18 protein-coding genes and 1 pseudogene are annotated in these 23,821 nt (G+C 70.1%); 10 read left to right on the forward strand and 9 right to left on the reverse strand.

Annotation, left to right across the window (positions count from 1 at the left end):
- Nucleotides 1–925 precede the first annotated feature (925 nt).
- The 4 genes and pseudogenes from IPN03_20165 to IPN03_20180 all read right to left on the reverse strand — a co-directional run bounded on the left by IPN03_20165 (nucleotide 926) and on the right by IPN03_20180 (nucleotide 5,006).
- On the reverse strand, nucleotides 926–2,182 hold the full coding sequence (locus IPN03_20165) for a hypothetical protein (GenBank protein ID MBK9375964.1): 1,257 nt from the start codon (nucleotides 2,180–2,182) through the stop codon (nucleotides 926–928).
- Between the two features lie 225 nt (nucleotides 2,183–2,407).
- Nucleotides 2,408–3,476: pseudogene (locus IPN03_20170) on the reverse strand (class I fructose-bisphosphate aldolase).
- Between the two features lie 88 nt (nucleotides 3,477–3,564).
- Nucleotides 3,565–4,329 carry a hypothetical protein gene (locus tag IPN03_20175; GenBank protein ID MBK9375965.1) on the reverse strand — a complete coding sequence of 255 codons (765 nt, stop codon included), beginning with the start codon at nucleotides 4,327–4,329 and terminating at the stop codon, nucleotides 3,565–3,567.
- The gene (locus IPN03_20180) at nucleotides 4,326–5,006 is read right to left on the reverse strand and encodes a hypothetical protein (protein ID MBK9375966.1); all 681 of its coding nucleotides are present in this window, start codon (nucleotides 5,004–5,006) and stop codon (nucleotides 4,326–4,328) included. The genes IPN03_20175 and IPN03_20180 overlap by 4 nt, the downstream gene beginning before the upstream one ends.
- A 217-nt stretch (nucleotides 5,007–5,223) precedes the next feature.
- Here IPN03_20180 and IPN03_20185 point away from each other — a divergent pair, with 217 nt between their 5' ends.
- The 8 genes from IPN03_20185 (at nucleotide 5,224) to IPN03_20220 (ending at nucleotide 15,108) form a co-directional block, all read left to right on the forward strand.
- Nucleotides 5,224–6,819 carry a protein kinase gene (locus IPN03_20185; protein ID MBK9375967.1) on the forward strand — a complete coding sequence of 532 codons (1,596 nt, stop codon included), beginning with the start codon at nucleotides 5,224–5,226 and terminating at the stop codon, nucleotides 6,817–6,819.
- A 58-nt stretch (nucleotides 6,820–6,877) separates the two neighbouring features.
- Nucleotides 6,878–7,858, forward strand: coding sequence for a hypothetical protein (locus tag IPN03_20190; GenBank protein ID MBK9375968.1), 981 nt, complete (start codon nucleotides 6,878–6,880; stop codon nucleotides 7,856–7,858).
- A gap of 275 nt (nucleotides 7,859–8,133) precedes the next feature.
- Nucleotides 8,134–9,498 carry a HAMP domain-containing histidine kinase gene (locus IPN03_20195; GenBank protein MBK9375969.1) on the forward strand — a complete coding sequence of 455 codons (1,365 nt, stop codon included), beginning with the start codon at nucleotides 8,134–8,136 and terminating at the stop codon, nucleotides 9,496–9,498.
- A gap of 49 nt (nucleotides 9,499–9,547) precedes the next feature.
- Nucleotides 9,548–11,536, forward strand: coding sequence for a DUF4178 domain-containing protein (locus IPN03_20200; protein ID MBK9375970.1), 1,989 nt, complete (start codon nucleotides 9,548–9,550; stop codon nucleotides 11,534–11,536).
- A 7-nt stretch (nucleotides 11,537–11,543) separates the two neighbouring features.
- Complete coding sequence (locus IPN03_20205) at nucleotides 11,544–11,714, forward strand: hypothetical protein (GenBank protein MBK9375971.1); 171 nt, start codon at nucleotides 11,544–11,546, stop codon at nucleotides 11,712–11,714.
- Nucleotides 11,714–11,935 (forward strand): DUF350 domain-containing protein, encoded by a 222-nt coding sequence (locus IPN03_20210; GenBank protein ID MBK9375972.1) that lies wholly within the window; start codon nucleotides 11,714–11,716, stop codon nucleotides 11,933–11,935. The genes IPN03_20205 and IPN03_20210 overlap by 1 nt, the downstream gene beginning before the upstream one ends.
- Nucleotides 11,936–11,939: 4 nt before the next feature.
- Entirely contained in the window at nucleotides 11,940–13,451 is a 1,512-nt protein-coding gene (locus tag IPN03_20215; protein MBK9375973.1) for a polyamine aminopropyltransferase, read from the forward strand.
- A 1-nt stretch (nucleotide 13,452) separates the two neighbouring features.
- Nucleotides 13,453–15,108 carry an FAD-dependent oxidoreductase gene (locus IPN03_20220; protein ID MBK9375974.1) on the forward strand — a complete coding sequence of 552 codons (1,656 nt, stop codon included), beginning with the start codon at nucleotides 13,453–13,455 and terminating at the stop codon, nucleotides 15,106–15,108.
- Nucleotides 15,109–15,115: 7 nt separating this feature from the next.
- Here IPN03_20220 and IPN03_20225 read toward each other — a convergent pair whose 3' ends face one another.
- Nucleotides 15,116–16,402, reverse strand: coding sequence for a cation:proton antiporter (locus IPN03_20225; GenBank protein ID MBK9375975.1), 1,287 nt, complete (start codon nucleotides 16,400–16,402; stop codon nucleotides 15,116–15,118).
- Between the two features lie 77 nt (nucleotides 16,403–16,479).
- Complete coding sequence (locus tag IPN03_20230) at nucleotides 16,480–18,972, reverse strand: PQQ-dependent sugar dehydrogenase (protein MBK9375976.1); 2,493 nt, start codon at nucleotides 18,970–18,972, stop codon at nucleotides 16,480–16,482.
- Nucleotides 18,973–19,106: 134 nt separating this feature from the next.
- Between IPN03_20230 and IPN03_20235 the strand changes: the two genes are divergently transcribed.
- Complete coding sequence (locus IPN03_20235; GenBank protein MBK9375977.1) at nucleotides 19,107–20,240, forward strand: hypothetical protein; 1,134 nt, start codon at nucleotides 19,107–19,109, stop codon at nucleotides 20,238–20,240.
- Between the two features lie 4 nt (nucleotides 20,241–20,244).
- Complete coding sequence (gene speD, locus IPN03_20240; GenBank protein ID MBK9375978.1) at nucleotides 20,245–20,595, forward strand: adenosylmethionine decarboxylase; 351 nt, start codon at nucleotides 20,245–20,247, stop codon at nucleotides 20,593–20,595.
- Between the two features lie 18 nt (nucleotides 20,596–20,613).
- On the opposite strand, the gene IPN03_20245 is transcribed toward speD, so the two are convergent.
- The 3 genes from IPN03_20245 to IPN03_20255 form a co-directional block, all read right to left on the reverse strand.
- Nucleotides 20,614–20,787, reverse strand: a complete 174-nt coding sequence (locus IPN03_20245; GenBank protein MBK9375979.1) for a hypothetical protein — start codon at nucleotides 20,785–20,787, stop codon at nucleotides 20,614–20,616.
- A gap of 479 nt (nucleotides 20,788–21,266) precedes the next feature.
- Nucleotides 21,267–21,971 carry a TrkA family potassium uptake protein gene (locus tag IPN03_20250; GenBank protein MBK9375980.1) on the reverse strand — a complete coding sequence of 235 codons (705 nt, stop codon included), beginning with the start codon at nucleotides 21,969–21,971 and terminating at the stop codon, nucleotides 21,267–21,269.
- 4 nt (nucleotides 21,972–21,975) lie between these two features.
- The gene (locus IPN03_20255) at nucleotides 21,976–23,751 is read right to left on the reverse strand and encodes an ATPase (protein ID MBK9375981.1); all 1,776 of its coding nucleotides are present in this window, start codon (nucleotides 23,749–23,751) and stop codon (nucleotides 21,976–21,978) included.
- Nucleotides 23,752–23,821 lie beyond the last annotated feature (70 nt).

Raw genomic sequence — 23,821 nt, forward strand, 5'->3', positions numbered from 1 at the left:
GAGATTGCCGGCAGGCCCTCGGCGGTCGAACGCCAGGAAGGACTCCGTCACGTAGTCGAAGACGCCCGATTCGACGACCCGACGTTCACGTGGGCCGTCCTTCAGGCGGCTTGGGAGTGTCGACTCTGGCGGAGCCGGGAACGACTGCCGTACGCGACGGCAGGGTTCCGACCGCGTCGAACGCGAGGGAGCTGACGAAGTCCGACGTCGCTGCCGGGTCGACGCTGTCGATGGACCGAGACGAGCCCTTCTTCGACGCGAACCCTGGTCCCGGGAACCTCCCTGGGCCGCATGTGGCTGATGGATGGGCTTCCGTCCGGTCCATAGGCGAAGAAGGGCTGTGGGCCCGAAAGCTCCGACCTCTCGTCGATGGCCTCGTCGACCCACGACGTACCGTTCCAATGAGCGAACGTGATCGTGTCAAACCCGCCAGACGACGGACGGACTCCGTCGCCCGGATCCGTCGCCACGGCGGGCGCATGCCGGGCGTTATCTCCGGCCTCCGGCTGGAGGAGAGGCGATACATCCCACGAGGACGTCGCGCGATCCCAGCGGGCGACCTTCGTCTGGCTGCCGAGCTTCTCGGCGATTCTCACATAAGCGATCGTCGGACTACCCTCGGGGTCGAACGTCAGCGCCGGGCTGTACGCCGCGCCCGCCGGCTCTCTAGGACGGTAACTCCCCGAGCCGACGGCGGAGAGCTTACCACCATCGGCACGTAGGCGCCGTCACCCGTCCGCTCGCCGGGGCTCCCGCCGTCGTTCACGACGCCGTACGCGATCAAGGCGCCGTCCCCGAAGGCGGTCACCCGGACCCAGCCGTTCATCACCCCCTGGTGCCGAGGAAACCCGTTTCCTGCGTCCACGCGCCCGGCTCGAGGACGACGACGCGCGGATCGCCCTTCGCCACTCCTCCGGCATCGCCGTCATGAGCGCGCAGTTCGAGAGTGACGGCACCCGACCCGTCCGCCGGCGTTCACGACGGCGACGTTCGTCCTGTTGTTCGCGTCGGGCGCAAACCGTAGAGGAAGGCTTCGGTGGTTGCTTCCTGCCCCTCGTAGATCCCGGGGGTGAAGAGACCGAACTGTCCCCCGGCCGGACTGAGCGACGCGGTACGGGCCCCCTGCGTAAACGTCGGACAGCTCAGCGCCCGTCACCCGGACCCGCAGGGCTCCCGCATAGCTGGCGGCCCCCTTCGCCCCGATGCGCAGGCCCTTGCCGCGAAGGACCTCGAGCGCGTCAGGAAGGCGAGCTGCTCGCCGGCACGCAGCTTCAACGTGACGTTTCCGCCAGTCCCCAGCGAAGGAGCCAGGCTCTCGCGGTAGCTGAGGCTCGAAGGTCGCCTCCGAGCGGCCCCGGTTGGCGAAGATCATCTCGCTCAGGAACCCCGACGTCGTCTCGACGAGAACCGGGACCGTGATGCGATCCCCGGCGATGTCTCCGCCGTGAACGGGAGGAACGAGCCGTCGTTCGTGCCATTGCTGTTCACGACACCGTAGGTCCAGACGCACCCTGGCCACCCGTTCTCTCGACGGTGACCCAGCCGCTCGTGAAGCCGGTCCGTCGAGAATCCCGTTGAACTGCGTCCACCCGAGGGCAGGAATCGTCAGGCCTTCCGCCTTCGTCAGCGAGGCCCCCGAACCGTCACCCGCGAACGCCGTCACGCGAATCGTGACGTCGCTGGCCGTCGGGTTGTAGACCGCGACGTTCGAGCGATCCCCGCTCGTTGCGCGAATGCCGAAGAGCGTGGCACTCGTCTTCACGACGCTTCCCTCGGCCGTGCCCGGGTAGGCCAGCCCTGCGGCGCCCACGGGATGCGGTGCCCGCGTGGGCGTCGTCGTCCTCGCCGTGACCGCCGCAGCGTCCGCCGACGACATGCCGTAGAAGCCGACCTGGAGCGTCCCCCCCCGATCTCCCGATGCCGGAATCGGGATCCCCCTCCCGATCAGGTAGGCGATCGCGTCCGGAATGACCTTCTGCTCGCCGGGCGCGAGCGCCTCGACGCCCGTGCCGCTTCCTCCGCCGAAGGCCGCCGTGTACGTCAGCGCGACCGTCGCCGTGGTGGTCCCCCGGTTCGTCAGGATCAGCTCGGTCGAGAAGCTGATCCGCCCCCGCTCCGCTGCTCGAAAAAGGACGATCGGAACGACGAAACTCGACTGCGAGACCGCGCCGAGAGCGGGCATCGCCGCCCCGGCAGACGCAGCAGAGAGAACCAAAGCAGCCGCAGCGACCAGCGAACTCGGAAGCCGGCGGGGGGACGAGCTGTTCATCGCGATCACCTTCCTGGCCGCACCCCGATCCAATGACGTAGAGATGTCGCCAGTCTGGGGGCCGTGGGGCGGCGCGGTCAAGCCGATTCCGGCGCTTCCGCCGTCACCCGGCTTCGAGCCGCGGTTCGGAACGCGGGCCTACGCGATCGTGACGTCCTTGCAGAGGTAGACGTCCTGGATCGTGTTCAGGAGCTTCGCGCCCTCTGCCATCGGGCGCTGGAAGGCCTTGCGGCCCGAGATGAGGCCCATCCCTCCGGGCGCTTGTTGATGACGGCGGTCTTGATCGCCTCGGCGAAGTCGTTCTCGCCCGAGGCGCCGCCCGAGTTGATGAGGCCCGCGCGCCCCATGTAGCAATTGGCCACCTGGTAGCGGGTCAGGTCGATCGGGTGGTCCGTCGTGAGCACCTCGTAGACCCTCTTGTCGGTCTTGCCGTAGGGGTTCTCCTTCGAGGCGAGGACGTTGTAGCCACCGTTGCTCTCTGGGAGCTTCTGCTTGATGATGTCCGCCTCGATCGTCACGCCGAGGTGGTTCGCCTGGCCGGTCAGGTCGGCCGAGACGTGGTAGTCCTTGTCCTTCTTGAAGGCGTTGTTGCGCAGGTAGCACCAGAGGACGGTCGCCATCCCCATCTCGTGCGCCGCGTGGAACGCCTGGCTGACCTCGATGATCTGCCGGCCCGAGGCGTCGGAACCGAAGTAGATCGTCGCGCCGACCGCGACGCAGCCCATGTCGCGCGCCTGCTTCACCTGCGCGAACATGATCTGGTCGAACTTGTTCGGGTAGGTCAGGAACTCGTTGTGGTTGATCTTGACGACGAAGGGGATCTTGTGGGCGTACTTGCGCGCGACGGAACCGAGGACGCCGAGCGTCGAGGCGACGGCGTTGCACCCCCCTCGACGGCGAGCTTCACGATGCCCTCGGGGTCGAAGCAGATCGGGTTCTTCGCGAAGCTGGCGCCCGCCGAGTGCTCGATCCCCTGGTCGACGGGAAGGATCGAGAGGTAACCGGTTCCGGCGAGACGGCCATGGTCGACGAGCTGCTGCAGGCTCCTGAGGACGGGGATCGGCCGGTCCGACTGAGCCCAGATCCGGTCGATCATGTCGGGGCCCGGAAGGTGCAGCGATTCCTTCGGAATCCCGGTGCAGGTGTGCTCGAGAAGGGACTTCGCGTCGGCGCCGAGCGCCGCGGTGATGGTTTCGATCGTGCTCATGTGCAGGTCTCCTCGCTTGGTGTCGCGATGCTCCGCGCATCGTATCTCTGCGGCGCCTCGGCCGCGACCGCCCGGACGGCAGAGAACCTCAGCCCTCCCGCCGCCCCTGGAAGAGAAGGGACGCTCCGAGGACGGCCCACGAGGCGAGGAGACCCCAGGTGGCCAGGACGGCCGGGTTGTTGGAGAGCGTCCCGAGCTTCAGGGTCCCGGCGACGACGTAGACGGCCACGGCGACCGCCGCGGAAAGGATCACCGCGCCGCGGCGCGCCCGGGGAAGGAACATCCCGGCGACCAGCGGGACCGACGAGGCGGTGAAGAGGAGGTAGATACCGTACTGGGCGAAGATGGCGACCGAGCCGCCGGTCGGGTGGGCCAGCTGCCACCTCGCCAGGAAGAGGCAGACGAGAGCGACCCCCACGAGGCCGAAACGGCCGAAACGCAGGGCCTTCTCCGGCTTCGCCCCGGGGAGGAGCGGGTGAACGTCGACGGAGAGGATGCTCGCCAGGGCGAGGAAGATCCCCTCGAGCGTCGAGAGCCCCGCGCAGACGAGCCCGATGGCCACGACGACGCTCAGGCCCGGCCCGAACGTCACGGCGAGCCAGGCCGGCACGACCAGGTCGATGCGCGGGAGCTCGGGAAGCGTCAGGCGCGCCGCGATCCCCACCCAGAGGACCGCCATGAACACCAGCCCCGCGCCGATGGCGACGCCCAGGTACCGGCGCACCTGCCGACCGTCGGCGAGATAGAGCGCCTTCGAGAGGATGTGCGGCTGGCCGACGATGGCGAGGCCGACGAGGAGGTTGCAGAAGAAGACCTCGAAGACGTTTCGGAAGAATGGAGAGCCGGGGTTCACGGCGGTGGCGAGGACGGGTTCACGGCCGCCAGGCGCGCCAGGACGCCGCCGAAGGGCGCGGCCTGGCCGACGGCCGTCCCGACGAGCAGGACCGCCACGACGAGCATCACGATGGCCTGGACCGCGTTGATCCAGGCGTGCGCGGTGGCGCCGCCCATGGCCATGGCGAGGAGGACGTAGAGGAGGATTCCCGCTGCGACCATCTCCGCGGGAACCCCGAGGGAGGCGCGAGAGGACGAGGGCGAGCGCGACGACGATGAGCGTGGCGAACGCGAGGAGGCCGAGCGAGAGGCCCGAGAAGGCGACGCGGAGGCCCTTCGACTCCACCGCGTGCCGATCCACTGGGGAATCGTCAGGGCCATGACCCGCGCGCCCGTCTCCCGGAACGGCCCGGAGAGAACCATGAGGCCGACCGTGATTCCGAAGCCCGCGGCCACGCCGTAGCCGAGGAGAGCGGCGAGCCCGTAGTGCGCGACGAGGCCGGGGTTGACGACGAAGGTCGCGACGCTCGTCAGCTGGGCCGAGAGGGAAAGGCCGACGACCCAGGGCGGCAGGTCGCGCCCCCCGACGGCGTAGGAAGCGACGGTGGCGGTCCTTTTCGCGCCCCGGATCGCGAGCGCCGCGGCCACCACCGCGTAGAGCCCAAGGCCGATCCAGGTGAGGGTTGCCGTCGTCATGTCGCTCTCCTCCGCGCCGTCCGGCCCGAAGGCCGCGCTGCGCCGGATCATCGCAGAGGCCGACGGCACCGGGTGGACCACGGATGCACGGACGAGGTCCGGACCAGATGGCCTTCCGATAGGGAGGGGGGGCCTCCGGCGACACGCCGGCCGGCACCGGGCGATAATCGGCGACCGGCATGGAGCGACGCGCTCGCTCGAGGGCCGGTGACCAGACATGAATCTCGACACCTTCCGGATCCAGTTCTTCGCCGGCGCCCCGCGCTACGAGTGGCTCGAGCTCCTCGGCCGCGGGGGGATGGGCGTCGTCTTCAAGGCGAGGGACCTGGTCCTGGACGAGGTCGTCGCCATCAAGATCCTCTACGGCCACGTCGCGGACGACGACGGGGCGATCGTCGCCCGCTTCAAGCGCGAGATCAACCTGAACCGGAAGGTGAAGCACCCGAACGTCGCCCGCATGTACGACTTCGGCACCAGCGGCGGGCACCCGTTCATCACGATGGAGTTCGTCCCGGGAAAGGACCTCCAGACGCTCGTCCTCGAGGCCGGCCGGATCGCTCCGGCCCGGGCGCTTCCCATCCTCCGGCAGATCTGCCTGGGAACGCAGGCGGCCCACGAGCAGGGCATCGTCCACCGGGACCTCAAGAGCCAGAACATCATCGTGGGCGAGGGCGACACGGTGTCGATCCTCGACTTCGGCCTCGCGCGCGGCCTCGTCGACGAGAAGCTCACGCTCGACGCCGTCGTCCTCGGGACGCCGCACTACATCTCTCCCGAGCAGGCGATGGGAGAGCCGGCCGACGCCCGGAGCGACATCTACTCGCTCGGGATCATCGCCTTCGAGATGCTCGCGGGAGAGCTCCCCTTCACGGCCGACTCGGCGCTCGGCATCGCCATGAAGCAGATCTCGGAGCCGGTCCCGGCGACCCTCTCCCTCTTCCCCGACGTCTCTCCCGGGCTCCGCAGCGCCGTCCACCGCGCGCTCGAGAAGCGGCGCGAAGACCGCTTCCAGAGCGCCTCCGAGCTCGAGGCCGCCTTCGCGCGCGCCGGGGACGAGCCGGCCGCGGCGACGAGAGGCTCCGGCGGCGATGCGATGAGCCGCGCGATCGACGACGTTCTCGCGGGCCTCGACGAGGCCGCACGGTTGCGCCGGGCGGCGACCGGCAACGTCGACACGAGGACCCCGCTCGTCCAGCATCGCCCGCAGGTCGGATCTCCCTTCACGCCTCCGCCGTCCGTTCCGGCGCAGGCGCCGCAGCCTGCCGTTCCCGCGACACACCCCTCGCCTGTCGCGCCCCCGACGGTCCCGACCGCCCGCGTCACACGTCCGCAGCCGTCAGCCCTCCCGCCCCCCCTCGCGCCCGCCCCGCCTCGCCCGACCGGCCGCCCCACGGTGTTCATCGTGCTGGCCGACGGTGCGGACCGCATCTCGATGGGAAAGGCGCTGGGCGATTCCGGCTGCAACGCCGTCGAGGCCCGCAGCGGCGAGGAGGTCCTCGACCTCCTGATGTCCCGCCTGCCCGACGCCGTCGTCATGGACGTCGCGCTGCCGAAAGCCGACGGATTCGAGGTGGCGCGGATCCTGAAGGCGACCCCCATCTTCGCGCGGGTGCCGGTTCTCCTCCTCGGGACGCGCGTCGATCGGGCGCAGGAGCACTTCGCCCGGCAGGTCGGGGCCAGCGACATCCTCGCGCGCCCGATCTCCGAGCGGGAGATCGTCGAACGGACGTGGCGGCTCCTCGGCCCGCTCGGCTTCTACCGGGACGAGGCCCAGTCTTCCCGGATCGCCAGGCCGGGCCCCCGGCGCACCTGAACGCCGTTCTCTCCTCCACGCCGTCTTAACGCCGGAAGGCTAGGATCGCCGGATCGCCATGACGACGTACGCGCCCGCTCCCGGCCGTTCCCGCCTCGACGTCCTCCTCCGGCGCGGAACGGTGCCGCTCCTTCTCTCGCTCGCCGGCGGCCTGCTCGCAGGCTTCGCCCTCAACCAGGTCCTGAACCGGGCGATCGCCGGAAGGACCGAGGCGAGCGCCTTCGCGCTGCTCGCACGGGTCGGTCCCGAGCTCGAGACCGTCCTCGGATCGGGCCAGAGCGCGAAAGAGGCGATCAACCGGCTCGGACGCCAGCTCTCGCTCCGCGCGACGCTGGTCGGCACGGACGGGAGAGTCCTCGGCGACAGCAGCGTCGATCCCGAGCGCGTCGACGCGCTCGAAAACCACGCGAGCCGGCCGGAGGTCCTCGACGCCCGCCGGACCGGCTCCGGAGTGAGGACCCGGTATTCCTCGACCGTCGGAGAGCGGCTCGTCTACGCCGCCGTGCGGCTGCGGGGCGGCGAGGTCCTTCGCCTCGCGTTCCCCGAGAAGGACCTCGCCCGCTGGGAAGCCCCCTTCCGCGCGCAGACGCTCGGCCTGTCCGTCCTCGCATCCCTCCTCGTGGCGGCTCTTCTCATCCTCGCGCGCTCCCGCCACGCGGCCGAGCTGGACCTCGTCCGCCAGGCCCTGGGAAGCGTCGAGCGGCTCGAGAGACCCGCCGACCCGGGCCGCGTTTCCGAGGAGGCGGCGATCCTCTTCTCCGCTCTCGGCGACCTCGCAGACGACGCCTCGGAGCGGGACGCGAGCGTTCGGCGAGCCGCAGCCTCTCCCGGGTCATCTTCGACGAGGTTCCGGCCGGCCTCCTCGTCGTCGATCCCGCGCTCTCCCTCCTCGGCGCCAACCCCGAGGCGATCCGCCTTCTCGGCGCCAGCCCCGCCGCGATCCGCTCCGGAGAGCACATCCTCGAGCTCGTCCGGGAGAAGGTGGTGGCCGGTCTGCTCGAGGAGGCTCTGGAGAAGGGCCGGGCTACGGCGGTGCTGAGGCTTTCCGCGGAAAGAGGCGGTCGCACACTCGAAGCTGTCGCCATCCGGGTGACGCCGAACGCCCGAACGGCCCAGGCCGCGGCCGTCGCGATCCTCCGCGAGACGCCGACCCGTTAGTTCGCGCGCTCGATTCCGGGGTGCGGGAGAGGCGGCCGGATGAACTCCGGTGCAGAATCCACCTGAATGGGCAGCGGATCGGTGCTCGGAAACCGGCATTCCTCGTCGGGTTGGCGCATTCCACGCCCGCCACGGCGCGAGTCCCCGGTGATTCCGGTGAGCGAGCGGGACCTGGAAGACGTCTGGCGCCTGCGGTTCCGCGATCCGCTGGTGGAGGCCGCCTTCCGCGAGGAGCAGCGGAACGCGAGCGCCCGGATCCTGCGCCCGGCCGTCGCCGTCGCCTTCGTGACGATCCTCGCCTTCGGCCTCCTCGACCCGATCGCCTTCCCCGAGACGTGGCCTCTCGTCCTCGCGATTCGGGTCTGCGGTCTCGCGCTCCCGATCGCCCTGCTCCTCCTCCTCACGTACGTTCCCCGGTTCGCCGCCTGGACCCGGCCGGTCCTCGAGGTCGGGGGTGTGGCGGCCGGCTGGGCCATCGCCGCGATGATCGCCATCGGCCAGCTCCACGAGCCGGGGACGAGCCTCTACTTCGTCGGCCTCAGCTTCCCGATGGCCTCCTCGGCCATCGGCCTTCTCCCGTCCGGTTTCGCGGCGAGCGTCGTGCGCGCCGGCCTCATCGTCCTTTCCTTTCCCTTCGTCGCCCTCGTGAGGAAGCTCCCCGGGTTCGGCCCGCCGCTCCCGGCCGACGTCGTCGTCATCTCGGTCGGGACGCTCATCCTGCTCTGGTTCTTCTTTACCGTCGCCGGCTACTTCCGCGAGGCCTACCAGAGGCGGACGTTCGTCACGATGCGCCTCCTCGAGGCGGCCAGCGAGAAGGTCCGTTCCGTCGCTTCCGAGCTGAAGCGGCTGAACGAGGAGAAGAGCACCTTCCTCGGCATCGCCGCCCACGACCTGAGGAACCCCCTCGGTGTCGTTCTCGGCTACGCGGAGATGCTGCGCGACGAGGAGTTCTCGAGAAAGGAGACCGCCGAGATGGCGGGCAAGGTCGTCATCGCCGCCGAGAGGGTCCGCGACCTCGTCGCGGGACTCATCGAGGCGAGCGCGGCCGAGGCCGGGCGGGTCTCCCTCGAGAAGCGCCCCTGCGACCTCCTCGGCATCGCACGCAGGGTCGTCGAGACGCAGACCGCCTCGGCCGAACGGAAGGAGATCGGGATCCGGGTCGACGGCACGGCCGTCGTCGTGACGGGAGACCCGGGCGCGATCCAGCAGGTCGTCGAGAACGTCGTGTCGAACGCCATCAAGTTCTCGCCCTGGAGATCGACGGTCGTGGTGACGATCCGCTCCGAGGGCGGGGCGGGCGTGGTCGAGGTCGAGGACGAGGGCCCGGGCGTGAACGAGGCGGACCGGGCGCGGCTCTTCGCGAAGTTCGCCCGGCTCTCCGCGAAGCCGACCGGGGGCGAGTCGTCGACCGGCCTCGGCCTTTCCATCGTCAAGACCCTGACCGAGGCCATGGGCGGCGACGTCTCGCTCGAGAGCCCTCCGGGCCGCGGCGCCCGCTTCCGGGTTCGCCTCCCCGTCTAGGTCCCTTCCGGTTCCCGTCCCGCCCGCGGCTGTTCTATCCTTCCGGCACGTGAGCTCCCGCGCCGCAAACTGCCCCTCGTGCGGAGGAGAGGTCCTCTTCCGCGCCGGCTCTTCCGTCGTCACCGTCTGTCCGCAGTGCCGGTCAGCGGTGTCGAGGAAAGGGGCGGGGCTCGAGTCGCTCGGAACCGTCGCCGAGCTCGTCCCGACATCCTCCCCGTTCCGGATCGGGACGACCGCAAAGCCGAAGGTTCAGGGCCTCAAGCCGTTCCGCATCGTCGGCCGGTTGCAGCTCTCGACCGGCGAGGGGACCTGGGACGAGTGGCACGTCTCGTTCGAGGACGGCCGCTACGCCTGGCTCGCCGAGGCCCAGGGGACGTTCTGGGTGATGCGGCCTCTTCCGGCCCCTTCGAATCCTCCCGCTCCCGAGTTCACCCAGATCGCGCCGGGGCAGAGGCTCAACTTCGGCGCGTATGGCCAGTTCACCGTGACCGACCGGCGACAGGCGCTCTACGCCTCTGCCGAGGGCGACCTGCCCTTCGCCGCCGCCCCCGGCGCCGTCTTCATGTATGCCGACCTCTCGGGCGCAGACGGGAGCCTCGCCACGCTCGACTACGGCGACGACCCCGGCGTCGACGCGTTCTTCGTCGGAAAGCAGGTCCAGCTCGCCGAGCTGGGTGTCGAGGGGCTGGAAGGGTGGTCCGGGAGAAAGGTCGCAGCAAAGGCCTCGTCGCTCAACTGCCCCGCCTGCGGCGCGGGGCTCCAGCTGAAGGACCCGGCGAACACCGTCCGCGTCGCCTGCACCTACTGCGGCTCCGTCCTCGCGACGCCCGAGGGCGGCGCCTCGGCGGAGAAGTTCGAGGTTCTCACCCGGCTCCAGAAGGTCCCGTTCAAGCCGCTCCTTCCTCTCGGTGGAGAGGGGACATTGCGGGGCCTGAACTTCGCCATCCTCGGGGCGATCCTCAAGGCGTGCACGGTCGACGGCGTCCACTACTACTGGCGCGAGTACCTCCTCAAGGAGACGAAGTCGGAGGCCTACCACTGGCTCGTCGAGTCAAACGGGCACTGGACGCTCGTGACCGGGATCGCCGCCGGCGAGGTCTCGACGGCGCCGAAGCTCGCCGTCTGGCGCGGCACGCGGTATCGCCACTTCCAGTCGACGACGGCCCGGGTGGAGGCGGTCCTCGGGGAGTTCTACTGGGAGGTGAAGAGAGGCGAGTCGACAGGCGTCTCCGACTACGTCGCGCCCCCCCGGATCCTCTCGGAGGAGAAGTACGAGAACGAGGTCACCTGGTCGGAGGGAAGCTACGTCCCGAAGGAGGAGGTCGAGCAGGCCTTCGCCCTGAAGTCTCCCCTTCCGGCGCCCGAAGGGGTCGCCTCGAACCAGCCGTGGCCGCACGCGGAGTCGTCCCGCGGGTTCATGAGAACGATGGGGCTCTTCGCCGCGATCGCCGTCTTCCTCTTCGTCTTCTTCAACATCAAGGCCGACCGCAAGGTCGTCTACCAGATGCGCCACGACGTCTCGCTGGCGGCCAACGACCCGACGATCTCCTCCGACGCGCTCTCCGAGGGGCTCACGGTCGTCACCGAGCCGTTCGAGATTCCGCATTCCGGAAACGTCGAGGCCAGCATCGACGCCCCGACCGACAACAGCTGGGTCTTCGTGAACGCCGTCCTCCTCGAGGAGGCGACGGGCCAGGCTTTCGGGTTCGGCCTGCAGTCCGACTACTACCACGGCGTCGACGGTGGCGAGCGCTGGAGCGAAGGGTCCCGGTCCCGTACCAACTACATCGGCCGCATCCCCGCCGGTCGCTACGTCCTTCGCCTCGAGCCCGAGCTCGAGCGGGGCAAGGCGCCGCCGTACTACGACATCCGCCTCCGGAGCGGCGTGCCCCGGATGACACACCTCGTACTCGTCCTCCTCCTCCTCCTCCTCGGCCCGATCGCCCTCGGGATCTCGAAGGCCCGCTTCGAGAGCCGGCGGTGGGCCGAGAGCGACTACGCAGGCGGGGGCGAGGGCGGGTCGGACGACGACGAATGAGGTTCCCATGCTGAAACGCGGATTCCAGGTCTTCGGCGCTCTCGTCCTGACGGCCTACGCCTGGGCCGGCTTCGCCGGGTGGGAGCTTCCGAGCAACGCGAAGAAGGGCGTCGTCGCCGCCGGGGCGCGCAGCGCGACCGGATTCAGGGCCTACAGCTTCTGGACGGGAGGGAAGTGATGAACTGGTGGCAGCTCCACGGGCAGCAGGTCTGGTCGGCCCTCGTCTTCTCCGCCATCGGGATCGGCGTTTTCGGCCTCTTCTTCCTGATCCTCCCGAGGATCCTCCCCTTCTCGCTGAAGAAGGAGATCGAGGAGGACCAGAACGTCGCGCTCGGCATCGTGATCGCCGCGGTGGTCCTCGGGATGGCCTTCATCATCGGGCAGGCCATCGGCTCGTGACCCGGTGACGCCGAGCCCGGTCCGTCCGGGACCGGTCTACCTGACGGTCCTCGTCATCGCCACCTGCGGGCTCGTCTACGAGCTCGTCGCGGGGGCGCTCGCGAGCTACCTCCTCGGGGACACGGTCACGCAGTTCTCCCTCGTCATCGGGATCTACCTGACGGCGATGGGGGCGGGAGCGTGGCTCTCGAAGTTCATCGAGAGGGGCGTCGCCCGCCGCTTCGTCGAGATCGAGATCGCGGTCGCGTTCCTCGGCGGTTTCTCGGCCCCCATCCTCTCCTTCGCCTTCCTCTCGCCCCGCTGGTTCCATCCCGTCTTCTACGGCCTCGTCTTCGGCATCGGGACGCTCGTCGGCGTCGAGATCCCGCTGATGCTCCGGCTCCTGCGACGGTCGGTGGCCTTCAAGGACCTCGTCGCGCAGGTCCTCACCTTCGACTATCTCGGGGCCCTGGCCGCCTCGCTTCTCTTCCCCCTCGTCTTCGTCCCGAACCTCGGCCTCTTCCGCACCTCCCTCCTCTTCGGTCTCCTGAACGTCGTCGTGGCGTTCACGTCGATCCGGCTCTTCCGCGACGAGATCGGCGCCGCCGGAGGGCTGGTCGCCAAGGCGGCCGTCGTCGCTGCGCTCCTCCTCGGCGGCTTCGCCGCGGCCGACCGCCTCTCGGAGATGGCCGAGGAGCAGCAGTACGCCGACGAGGTCCTCTTCGCGAAGTCGTCGCCCTACCAGCGCGTCGTCCTGACGAAGAACAAGGCGGGTTTCCAGCTCTTCCTGAACGGGCACCTGCAGTTCTCCTCCGTCGACGAGTACCGCTACCACGAGGCGCTCGTCCACCCCGCGTTCGCCGTCGTCCCCGGTGCGCGGCGCGTCGCCGTGTTCGGCGGCGGCGACGGCCTGGCGGTGCGCGAGGTCCTGCGCCATTCCTCCGTCGAGTCGGTGACGCTCGTCGACCTCGACCCGATGGTCACCCGCCTCGCCCGCGAGAACCCTCTCTTCGTCGGGCTCAACGGCGGCTCGCTCCTCTCGCCGAAGGTCACGGTCGTCAACGACGACGCGATGCCCTGGCTCGAGAAGGGGACGGACCTCTTCGACCTCGTCTTCGTCGACTTCCCCGACCCGAACAGCTTCGCGGTCGGCAAGCTCTACACGAAACGCTTCTACAGCCTCCTGAAGAAGCGCCTGGCGCCCGACGGCGCCTTCGCCGTCCAGTCGACGTCGCCGCTCTTCGCACGCAAGTCGTACTGGATCATCGAACGGACGATCGAGGCCTCGGGCTTCGCAACGCGCCCCTACCACGCCACCGTTCCGTCCTTCGGCGAGTGGGGATTCGTCCTCGCGTCGCCCCGGCCCTTCAACGTCCCTGCACGGCTGATACCCGGCCTCCGCTACCTCTCCGACGAGACGCTCCCCGCCCTCTTCTCCTTCGGTCCCGACATGGCCCGGCTGGAGGTGCCCGTGAACCGCCTCCACGACCAGGTCCTCGTGAGGACCTACGAGAGCGAGTGGCGGAAGTTCGAGTGACGTGAAGGCGTCCCGGCGCGAGGCGATCGCCGCGCTCGTCGGCCTCCCCGCCCTCTCGGCCTTCCTCGGGGCCTGCCGGCGGACCGAGGACGGCGCCCCGTTCGGAGGCGTCATTGCCGGGGCCGACGTCCTGCGCGGGCACCGGATCCGGACGGGCGAGCTCCTCACGCGCCCTGTCGCCCGCCGCGAGAGCGTCGGCGTCGCGATCCTCGGAGCCGGCATCTCGGGCCTCTCCGCAGCCTGGACTTTCGCCCGCGCCGGCTTCGCCGATTTCCGCATCTACGAGCTGGAGGACACCCCGGGCGGTAACGCGCGCTCGGGCGGGAACGCCGTCTCCCCGTTTCCCTGGGGCGCGCACTACGTCCCGGTACCGCTCTACGGGAACCCCGCGCTCGAGCTCCTCCTCTCCGAGGTCGGCGCCCTGACGGGCCGCACGCCCGACGGCGAGCCCGAGTGGGCCGAGGAGATGCTCTGCGCCGAGCCCGAAGAGCGGCTCTGGTTCCGCGGGCTCTGGTACGAGGGCCTCTATCCCCGCGCCGGCGCGTCCCGGCAGGATCGCGAGGAGCTCTCGCGCTTCGAGCGGGAGATGCTCCGCTTCGCCGCCCAGAGAGACGGGAAGGGGCGCCGCGCATTCGCCATCCCCCGCCGCCGCTCCTCCGACGACGCCGAATGGACGGTGCTCGACAGGATCTCGATGCGCGAGTGGCTCACCCGGAACGGCTTCTCGGGCGCGCGCCTCTTCTGGTTCGCCGAGTACGCCACGCGCGACGACTTCGGCTCCTCGCTCGACGACACGTCGGCGTGGGCCGGCATCCACTACTTCGCCTCGCGCCTGCGCGGCACCTCGCCCGACGGCCCCTTCGAGGAGCCTGCCTCGTTCCTGACCTGGCCCGAAGGGAACGGGCGCCTCGTGAAACGCCTCGTGCAGGCCGCGGGCGGGAAGATCGTGACCGGGGCCGTCGTCTTCGACGTCGTCCCGAAGGCCGGCGGCGCCACCCTCCGCTGGCTCGACGTGCCGCGCAACGAGATCGTCGAGGTGACGGCCCGCCACGTCGTCTACGCCCTCCCCCGCTACACCGCCGCGAAGGTCCTCGCGCCGTGGCGCGAGAGCCCGCCCGCGTTCCTGCGTTCCTTCGAGTACGCGCCCTGGCTCGTCGCGAACCTGACGCTCTCCGGACGACCGGCCGACCGCGGCTTCCCGCTCTGCTGGGACAACGTCCTCTACGACTCGCGCGGCCTCGGCTACGTCGTCGCGACCCACCAGACGGGCCGCACGCACGGCCCCACGGTCCTCACCTACTACCTCGTCTTCGCGGGCGAGGAGCCGCGCAAGGCGCGGGAGAAGCTCCTCTCGGCCACCTGGAGGGAGCTGGCCGACGCCGTCCTCGCCGATCTGTCGAGGGCGCACCCGGACCTCCCCTCCCTCGTCACGAACGTCGACGTCTTCCTCTGGGGGCACGCGATGGCGCGACCGCACCCCGGCTTCGTCTGGCACCCCGACCGCGCCGCGCTCGAGCAGCCCGTCGGCCGCGTCCGTTTCGCCCACGCCGACGCCTCGGGACTCCCCCTCTTCGAGGAGGCGCAGGACTCCGGCATCCGCGCCGCCGAGGCGATCCTGGCCGAGGACGGAGAACGGTTCACGACGTTGCTGGGGTAGGGGGCCGTCAGTCGTCCAGGAGCGGCCCCGGGGCCGTCGCGGGCCGCGCGACGGCCGATTCCCCTACGACCTGCCTGCCGAAGGCGAGGTTGAAGACGGGGAGCGCCGTCAGCGTCGTCACGATCGCCATGACGACCATGATGGAGAAGAGCGTCGGCGTGATGACGCCGCGCTCGAGGCCGATGTTGAGGATGATCAGCTCCATCAGGCCACGGGCGTTCATGAGCGCGCCGATGCCCACCGCCTCGCGGTGGGGCTCGCCGCTGAATCTCGCCGCCGCGTAGCAGGCGCCCCCCTTGCCGAGCGTCGCGGCGAGGAGGACCAGGAGGGCCAGCCCCCAGAGCGCGAACGAGTTCACGAGTCCGATCCGGGTGTTCAGGCCCGAGTAGACGAAGAAGAGGGGGAGCAGGAGGTTCACCGTGAGCGGCTGGATCTGCTTCTCGATGCGCCGGGCGATCTCCCCCCGCGGCATCGCCGCGCCGAGGACGAAGGCGCCGAAGACGGCGTAGATCCCGACCATGTCGGTGTACCAGGCCGCGGCCGCGAGGAGCATGAGCGCCCCGGGGAGGGCGACGCTGTCGTAGGCCTCGCGCTTCTCGATCCACGCTCCCGCGCGGGCCAGGAGGGGCCTGAGGACGAAGAACGCGAAGACGCCGAAGGCGACGCCTCCGCCGATCGCCCAGACGGCGATCGAGGCCTGCCCCGAGAAGCTCGCGAGGACGACCGCGAGGATGCACCAGGCCGCCGCGTCGTCGGCCGAGCCGGCCGCCAGCGCCAGGGTGCCCATCGAGGTCCCCGAGAGCCCGCGCTCGTAGATGATCCGCGCGAGCATTGGGAAGGCGGTGATCGACATCGCCGCGCCCATGAAGAGCGCCGCCTCGCCAATCGAGACCTTCTCGGCGAAGAGCGCCGTGTCGCCGTGGAACGCCCAGGCGATCGCCGCTCCGAGCGTGAATGGGACCAGAATTCCCGCCCACGACACGGTCACGGCGCTCTTCGCCCGCGTCCGCAGGAGCTCCACGTCGAAGTCGAGGCCGACGAGGAACATGTAGAGGACGAGGCCGATCTGCGCGACGACGTAGATGACCGGCATCACCGCCTTCGGGAAGAGCGCCGCCTGGGCCTGGGGAGCGATCAGCCCGAGGAGCGAGGGGCCTATCAGGACGCCGGCGATCATCTCCCCCACGACCTGCGGCTGGCCGACGAAACGCGCCAGGTAGCCGACGAGGCGGCACGCCAGGAGGATCGCCGCCAGCGCCAGGAAGAAGACGATCGACAGCTCGTGATTCGACATCTGGCGCGCACTTTACCCGGAGTCGCAGACAGCCGCGCGCCCGTCCGAAGGCCTGCGACGACGAGGCCTTGCGGCGGCTATTCGAAGTAGCCCGACACGTCGAGAACGACGTCGACCTGCCCGGTCGAGGCGTTCGTCGCCTTGAGCGTCCCGCTCCCGTCCGCCGCCAGGAGCATCACGGCTCCGACCGCCCGCGTCCGCCCCACCGCGAAGGCCACCGTGGAAGTCGCCGGGGACGCCAGAAGGTGTCCGGGGAAGAGGCTCAGTGTGCCCGGCGCCGCGGGCGAGACGGCCGTGACGTTCACGACGAGCGCGTACGCCGATGCCGGGACACCGCACTCTCCGGCGACAGTGAAGGCGCGTGTCTCCGCGGGCGCCAGCGGCCCCCCCGACGTCCGGGTATCGACCGCGCGGCACGGCGCGAGCACGTGGAGCTCCGAGCCCACGACGCCGAACGTGGCCGACCGCGAGAGGTCGGCCGCTGGCGTGGTGACTGTATGCGTCTGAGCCTCTCCGTCCGACCACGACGAGAAGACGAGCCTCCGACCGTCGGGGAGGACCTGGTCGGGCGCGCCGAGCGTGAGACCCCACCCTTCCCACGACACGAACGTGGCCGGCGCCGTCACCCCCTCGCCGTTCACCGTCAGCCGCGCGCCCCCGGGGACGCTCCCGAGCGTGACATTCCACTTCCGTGGCTGGAGATCGAGCCGCACGTCCGGTGAGAAGAGGCCGCTGGCGTCTTCGGCCTGCAGGTGGACCTCGAGGAAGCTGTTCGCCGCCGCCGCCAGGTCTTCCGGGCCCGGTGCGGCGAACGAGATTCCCGCCCCCGTCCCCGACAGGAAAGGGTGCGTGTGGACGTCGTGATGGAGAAGGACCGTCCAGTGGAGGCGCTCCGGCGGAACCGCCCCTTCATCGGGGTCCGTCCCCGACCCGGTGATGGTCACGGCCTGTCCCACTCCGAAGCTGGCGCCTCCCGGCGGCGCGTCGATCGACGCCGTTGGGGGCCTGTTCCCGACGCTGATCGTCACGGAGGCCGGCGCAGAGAACGCGAGAGCCTGGTCGCGCACCCGGAGCGAAGCGAGGAACGCGCCGCTTGCGGGGTAGGTCTTCGACGTCGAAGGGGCAGCAGTCTGCACGACGGGGCTCCCGTCTCCGAAGTCCCAGAAGTACGCCAGCGTGTCGCCCGCGTTCGGGTCGGAGCTGCCGGCGCCCGAGAAGGTCACCTCGAGCGGGGGGTCTCCCGCGGTCGGATTGGCACCGATGACGGCCGACGGCGGCTGGTTTGATCCGGCGTGGGCGTATCTCAGCCGGCGGACCTGGCCGCCGGAGGCGTACGTCGTGTAGTAGAGCGCCTGCGTCTCTCCGTGCGGCCCGAAGAGGAGCGTCGTCGCGCTCGAGCCTCCGAGGCCCGAGACGAACGTCGTCGCGCTGGCAGGCGGCGCCCCGGAGGCCGGGATCCGGAAGATCGCGCCGCAGACGTAGTCGGCCAGGAGGTACGACCCGTCGTACTCCGCCGGCCAGACGCCGTTCGGGACGAATGCGCCCCCCGTGATCGAGTTGCATCCCGAGATCGACGTTCCCGGCACGACGGACGGGCCGTGGGAGTATTCGAAGAACGGGTCCGAGATTCCGGCGGGCGTCGGGCTGCACTTGCCCGTGGTGCTGTTGACGCGCGTTCCCTCTCGGCAGTTCCAGCCGTAGTCGGCGCCTGCGGTCAGCGCGTCCACCTCCTCCCTCACCCCCTGTCCGATGTCGTTGACGAAGATGCGCGTGCCCGCGGTGTTCGGGTCGGTCGCGAAGCGGAAGGGGTTCCGGAAGCCCCAGGCGAAGGTCTCCTGGCAGCGGTTGCCCGGGGTGGTCTCCCCGGTTGCGTTGCAACGTGCGGTGCCGGCGCCCTGGAACGGGTTCGAGGCGGGGATGCCTCCATCGCGCGTGATCCGGAGGATCTTCCCGAGGAGGTGAAACTGGTCGCGCGCAGCGTCGTTGGCGCCGGCACTTCCGCTGTCTCCGGCATAGTCGGTTCCGCCGTCTCCCGTCGAGACGTAGAGAAACCCGTCGCGGCCGAATCGGAGGTCTCCCCCGTTGTGATTGCCACCGAACGACCGGATGCCGTCGACGAGGACGGTCTCCGTCCCGGGATCGATCACGTTCGAGTCGGGAAGCACGAAGCGAGAGACGCGATTGCGCGCTCCGGCCACTCCGGTCGCGCAGGAGCCTGTTACGTTCCGCGTGTAGAACAGGTAGACGTAGCGGTTCGCGCCGAACGCCGGATCGACCGCCACGCCGAGGAGGCCCCGCTCGAAGTTCGTGCAGATCTGCGACGAGGGAAGCGTCAACGCAGGGGTCGGGAGCAGCGCTCCGGCCGCGGAGACGACGCGGAGGCTCCCGCTCTGGCGTGTGACGAGGAGGCGCCCGTCGGGTGTGAAGGCCATCGCCGTCGGTCCTCCGACCGTGGCGACGAGCTCGTCGACGAAACCGGCGGGAACGACGGGCTGGGCATCGGCTGCGCTCACGGCGGCGAAGAGAAGCAGTGCGCTGAAGCGGGTGCGGAGCGCGCGGCGAAGGTCCATCAGATCGTCCTCTCGGGCGGTTCCGTGGGCCGACGGTCCCCGCGTCTCGATGATACCGATTCGCATCGCGGCGGTCCTCGCCTGCGGGGCGGCGCGCGGGCAGGCGGTCGCCGGCCGCTAGACTCGCGTCACTCGTGTCCGCGAACGACCGGTCTCCCTGGCTCTTCTCCCGCCGCGCCGACGTCGTGCTCTTCGGCGGGCCGGCGCTGATCTCGGTCCTCCTCATCGCCATCGGCGCGCGGACGGGAAACCTCGACGGCGACCTGCCGGTCGCTCTCTGGCTTGCCGTCGTCGTCGGCATCGACGTCGCGCACGTCTGGTCGACGGGGTGGAGGGTCTACGCCGACCCGGAGGAGTTCCGGCGCCGCCCGGCGCTCTACCTCGCGATTCCGGCCGCCTCCTACGCTGCCGGAGTCCTCCTCTACACGGCGGGGCCGCTCGCCTTCTGGCGCGTTCTCGCCTACCTCGCAACGTTCCACTTCGTGCGGCAGCAGTACGGCTGGGTCGCCCTCTACAGGCGGAAGAGCGGCGAGAACGACGAGCCCGGGGCCGCGTGGGAGAGGCGGCTCGACGCGCTGACGATCTATGGCGCAACCCTCGCGCCGCTGGCGTGGTGGCACGCGACGCTGCCGAAGCGTTTTCACTGGCTCCTCGCGGGGGACTACGTTGCCGGCCTGCCGGCGTGGTCCGGCCCCGCGGCGGTCGCGGCGTTCGCCGTCGTTCTCGTCTCGTGGCTCGCGAAGGAGAGCCGGCGTCTCGCCACGGGTCGGCCCGTGTCGTGGGGGAAGGTCCTCGTCGTCGTGACGACGGCGGTCGTCTGGCACCTCGGGATCGTGGTCTGGGACAGCGATTACGCCTTCGCGGTGACGAACGTTCTCGTCCACGGCGTCCCGTACCTCGGCCTCGTCTTCCTCGCACAGCGCCGGGCCGCGGAATCGCGAGCGTCTGCCGGGAGGCCCCCGGTCCTCGCCGACCTCGGGTCCCGCCACGCGGCTCTCTTCCTCGCGCCTCTGGTCTTCCTGGCCTTCCTCGAGGAGTGGGGCTGGGACCGTCTCGTCTGGCACGAGAACGGCGCGGTCTTCCCCGGTGCCGCGTTCGACCCCGGTCCGGTCCTCCTCGCGCTCCTGGTGCCGCTCCTTGCCCTCCCCCAGGCAACGCACTATCTTCTGGACGCATGGATATGGAAGGTGAGGCCCGGGAACGCGACGGCTGCAGAGGCGATCGGCCTCGGGCTCGGCGAGCCGCCGCGCGACGCGGGCGCGGGATGACGCCATGAGCCCGCTCGGGACCCACCTCCTCCTCGACCTCGCGGGGGCCCCTTTCGAAACGCTCGACGACCCCGCCGTCGTCGAGGCCGCGCTCGTCGAGACCGTGGCCGCGATGGGGGCTCACGTACTCGGTGTCCACCTCCACCGCCTCGAGCCCCAGGGCATCTCGGGCGTCGTCGTCATCTCCGAGTCGCACCTGACGATCCATACCTGGCCCGAGCGGGGGGAGGCCGCCGTGGACCTCTTCACGTGCGGCGACGCCGCTTCCGCGCGCGCGGCCGTCGAGGCGCTCATCGCCCGACTCGGCGCGACGGTCTCCAGCCTGCGGGAAATCTCGAGGGGTACCGCCGGCTGACCACGCCCCGGCTCGAGGTCAGAACGACGCGGCGACGAAGATCCGCGGCCCCGCGAACGTGTAGCTGGCCGAGAAGATCCTTCCGTCCCTTTCGTACTCCTTGACCTTGATCGTATTGATGTCGGCGCCGAGGCCCGTACCGATGTTCTTCGCGACGTACCACTCACACTGAGGCCGCTCGAGAGCTGTCACCGGACGGCGCACCTGTCTGAACTGGCCGGCGAACGACCCGATTCGGCCTCCCATCGCTCGCGGAGGCGGGCGTGCTCCTCGATCGATCGGGACCTGTGAACTCCGGGCGGGAAGCGGTGCCCCGAGAGTGCGCGACCGAGGTTCACCGCCGCGATCACGCGGTCGTCGAGGGAACCGGCTGGCCCAGGAGGAGAGAACCTGTTCATCTCCTCGATGGTTCGGAACCGGTAGACGGGCATCCGTCCCTCTCTCCGAATCCGAACCTGCGGCGCAGCTCCTCCGCGTCTCCGCGATCCTTGGGGCGGACCGTGTCCCGCTTCATCCGATGGAGCATGCGCGGCGTGACGACCGGTACCGGGGCCCCCTTGAAATCGGTCTCCATCGTCTCGAGGTCCTCGAACCGGAACGCCTCGCCAAGGCGCGTGAGGATGTCGATGTGAAACGGACTGTCCGGAGGGACCTACGCCACCGCCACCGGGTCAGCCTTCCCGGTTTCGCCCGGCGAGCTTCTCGAGCGCCTTCTTCGACCCGAAGACGACGAGCGTGTCGCCCCGCTCGAGCGGCGTCGCGGGCGAGGGAATCCCGAGGATCCTCTCGACCATCCGGGTACCGAGGCCGAGGATCCGGGTCTCCGGGACGATCCGACGGATCGTCACGATCGTCACGCCGAAGTCGACCGGGAAGTCGATCTCCCCGACCTTCCTCCCGAGCAGCTCCTCCGGTACGCCCACCTCGCCGACGGCGAAGTCGGCCGAGAGGGCGAAGGAGTCGTAGAGCCCTTCGACCATGAGGCTCCCCGAGAGCCTCGCGACGGTCTCGGTGACCGGGAGGACGACCTCGTCGACGCCGAGCGCCTCGAGGATCTTCTCGTGACGGGCGGTCATCGCCCGGACGATGAGCCTCTTCGCGCCGATCTGCTTCAGGACGGAGACGGTCAGGAGGGCGGTCTCGAAGTGGGAGCCGAAGCTGACGACGACGGCGTCCATCTCGGTGATCCGCTGCTCCGCCAGCGCCTTCGGGTCGGTGGCGTCGAGGCGGACCGTGTGGGTGACGAGGTCGCGGAGGTCGTCGACCGCCTCCTCTCTCTCGTCGATCGCGAGGACTTCCGCACCCCGACGCGTCAGCTCGACGGCGAGCTGGGACCCGAAGTTGCCGAGGCCGATGACGGCGAACTGTCGCGACATGACCCTACGTTACCAGCACGTCCTCGCGGGCGTACTCGTGCCGCCCGTTCCGCCGGCGGGGGGTGACGGCCAGGACGCACCCGAGGAGCCCGACGCGCCCGGCGAGCATGAGGCCCGACAGGAGGAGCTTGGACGAGGTTCCGAGAGTGGGCGTGATGCCGGTCGACAGCCCGACCGTCGAAAGCGCCGAGACGGCCTCGAAGGCGAGGTCGAGAGGCGGCTTCTTCTCGAACGCGAGAAGGGCCAGGACGGCAATGGACAGGAGGAAGACCGAGACGATGACGGTGGAAAAGGCCCGCTGGATCGACGCGTCGCCGAGGCGGCGCCGGTAGAGCTCGACCCTCCCCTGTCCTCCCGCGATCGACATCACGGTCAGGAGCGCGATGGCCACGGTGGTCGTCTTCACGCCCCCCGCCGTCGAGGCGGGGGACCCGCCGATCCACATGAGGAGGAGGAGGACGAAGAGGGCCGCCGGAGCCAGGCCGGCGATGTCGACGGTGTTGAAGCCGGCCGTTCTCGCCGAAACCGAGTGGAAGAGCGCGGACAGGAGCCGCTCGCCCCACGTCTCGCCGAGTGGCCCGCCGGCCGGGTCCAGGAGGAAGAGACCTGCCGTCCCGAGGACGAGGAGGAGACCCGTGACGGTGAGGACCATCTCGACGTGCAGGCCTGCCCGCCGGCGCCGCCGCGAGGCCAGCCCTCCGATCGCCGCCAGGACCGGGAAGCCGAGCCCTCCCGCCACGATGAGCACCATGATCGTCGACTGGACGACGACGTTCTCGGCGATCCCGGGCGCCGCGAGGTTCATGCCGTGGAGCGCGAAGCCGGCGTTGCAGAAGGCCGAAACGCTGTGGAAGACGGCCGAGAAGAGACGCCCCCCGTCGGGGGCCACGCTCTCCGGCAGGTGCCTGTAGAGGATGACGGCCCCCGCCGCCTCGAAGGCGAACGTCACGAGCGCGATCTGGGCGAGCGTCGCGCGGCCGCGGCCGAGGCTCTGCTCGCCCACCAGGGACTGGAGGCTGGCGTACTGCCGGAGCGTGCCTCCCGTGAAGGCGAACGCGAAGAACGTCGTGAGCGTCATGATCCCGAGACCGCCGGCCTGGATGAGGGCGAGGAGGATCGCGTGCCCGAACGGCGTGAACGCGGTCCCCGTGTCGACCACCGTCAGCCCGGTCACCGAGGCGGCGCTCGCCGACGTGAAGAGGGCGTCCACCACGGTGAGCCCGCCGTCACGGGTCGCTCGAGGGAGGAGGAGCAGGCCCGTTCCGGCGACGATCAGGAAGAGGAAGCTCGCGAGGATGACGAGATGGGGCTGAACGACCTGCCCGACGAGCCTCCGGCTGTCGCGCAGCGTGCCGAGGAGAAGCGAGACCACGACGAAGGCCTGAGTGGCGGCGAGCCAGGCGCCGGCGAAGTCGTCCGGGTTCAGGCCGAAGAGGACGATCGGTGACGCGACTCCGCCCCGGCGGCCCAGGAAGCCCAGGAGAACGACGACCCAGACGAGGACGTCGAGCCGGTGCGAACGGAGGAAGGCCTTGCGGTCGTCTCTCGTCAGCAGCCTCACGACGCCCAGCACGACGAACGTCCCCAGGACGAGCTCGAGGAGGAGCCGGACGAAGCCGACCAGCTCGGGCTCCAGAACGAATCCGTGCTCGAGGACGAGCGCGCCGACGGCGAAGAGGGCGAGGATCCGGAGCGCGATCGCGACGGCCCCGTCGAACGCCTTGCGCAGGCCCCGGTCGGCTTTCGGCCGCGCCAGGTCTCGAAGGTGCAGTTTCGTCAACGATCGAAAGAACCGCCCTTCGGCCATCGCGCCGAGTGTACGGTCGCTCGACTCTCGAACGTATAGTCCG

The organism is Holophagales bacterium (genome assembly GCA_016719485.1).
Lineage (GTDB): Bacteria > Acidobacteriota > Thermoanaerobaculia > UBA5066 > UBA5066 > UBA5066.

What these genes read in the sequence shown, in the direction of transcription:
- IPN03_20165 (MBK9375964.1), bottom strand. Translation starts at nt 2,182, where the DNA reads ATGCCCGCTCTCGGCGCGGTCTCGCAGTCGAGTTTCGTCGTTCCGATC.
- IPN03_20180 (MBK9375966.1), bottom strand. Translation starts at nt 5,006, where the DNA reads ATGACGACGGCAACCCTCACCTGGATCGGCCTTGGGCTCTACGCGGTG.
- IPN03_20185 (MBK9375967.1), top strand. Translation starts at nt 5,224, where the DNA reads ATGAATCTCGACACCTTCCGGATCCAGTTCTTCGCCGGCGCCCCGCGC.
- IPN03_20190 (MBK9375968.1), top strand. Translation starts at nt 6,878, where the DNA reads ATGACGACGTACGCGCCCGCTCCCGGCCGTTCCCGCCTCGACGTCCTC.
- IPN03_20205 (MBK9375971.1), top strand. Translation starts at nt 11,544, where the DNA reads ATGCTGAAACGCGGATTCCAGGTCTTCGGCGCTCTCGTCCTGACGGCC.
- IPN03_20210 (MBK9375972.1), top strand. Translation starts at nt 11,714, where the DNA reads ATGAACTGGTGGCAGCTCCACGGGCAGCAGGTCTGGTCGGCCCTCGTC.
- IPN03_20225 (MBK9375975.1), bottom strand. Translation starts at nt 16,402, where the DNA reads ATGTCGAATCACGAGCTGTCGATCGTCTTCTTCCTGGCGCTGGCGGCG.
- IPN03_20230 (MBK9375976.1), bottom strand. Translation starts at nt 18,972, where the DNA reads ATGGACCTTCGCCGCGCGCTCCGCACCCGCTTCAGCGCACTGCTTCTC.
- speD (MBK9375978.1), top strand. Translation starts at nt 20,245, where the DNA reads ATGAGCCCGCTCGGGACCCACCTCCTCCTCGACCTCGCGGGGGCCCCT.
- IPN03_20250 (MBK9375980.1), bottom strand. Translation starts at nt 21,971, where the DNA reads ATGTCGCGACAGTTCGCCGTCATCGGCCTCGGCAACTTCGGGTCCCAG.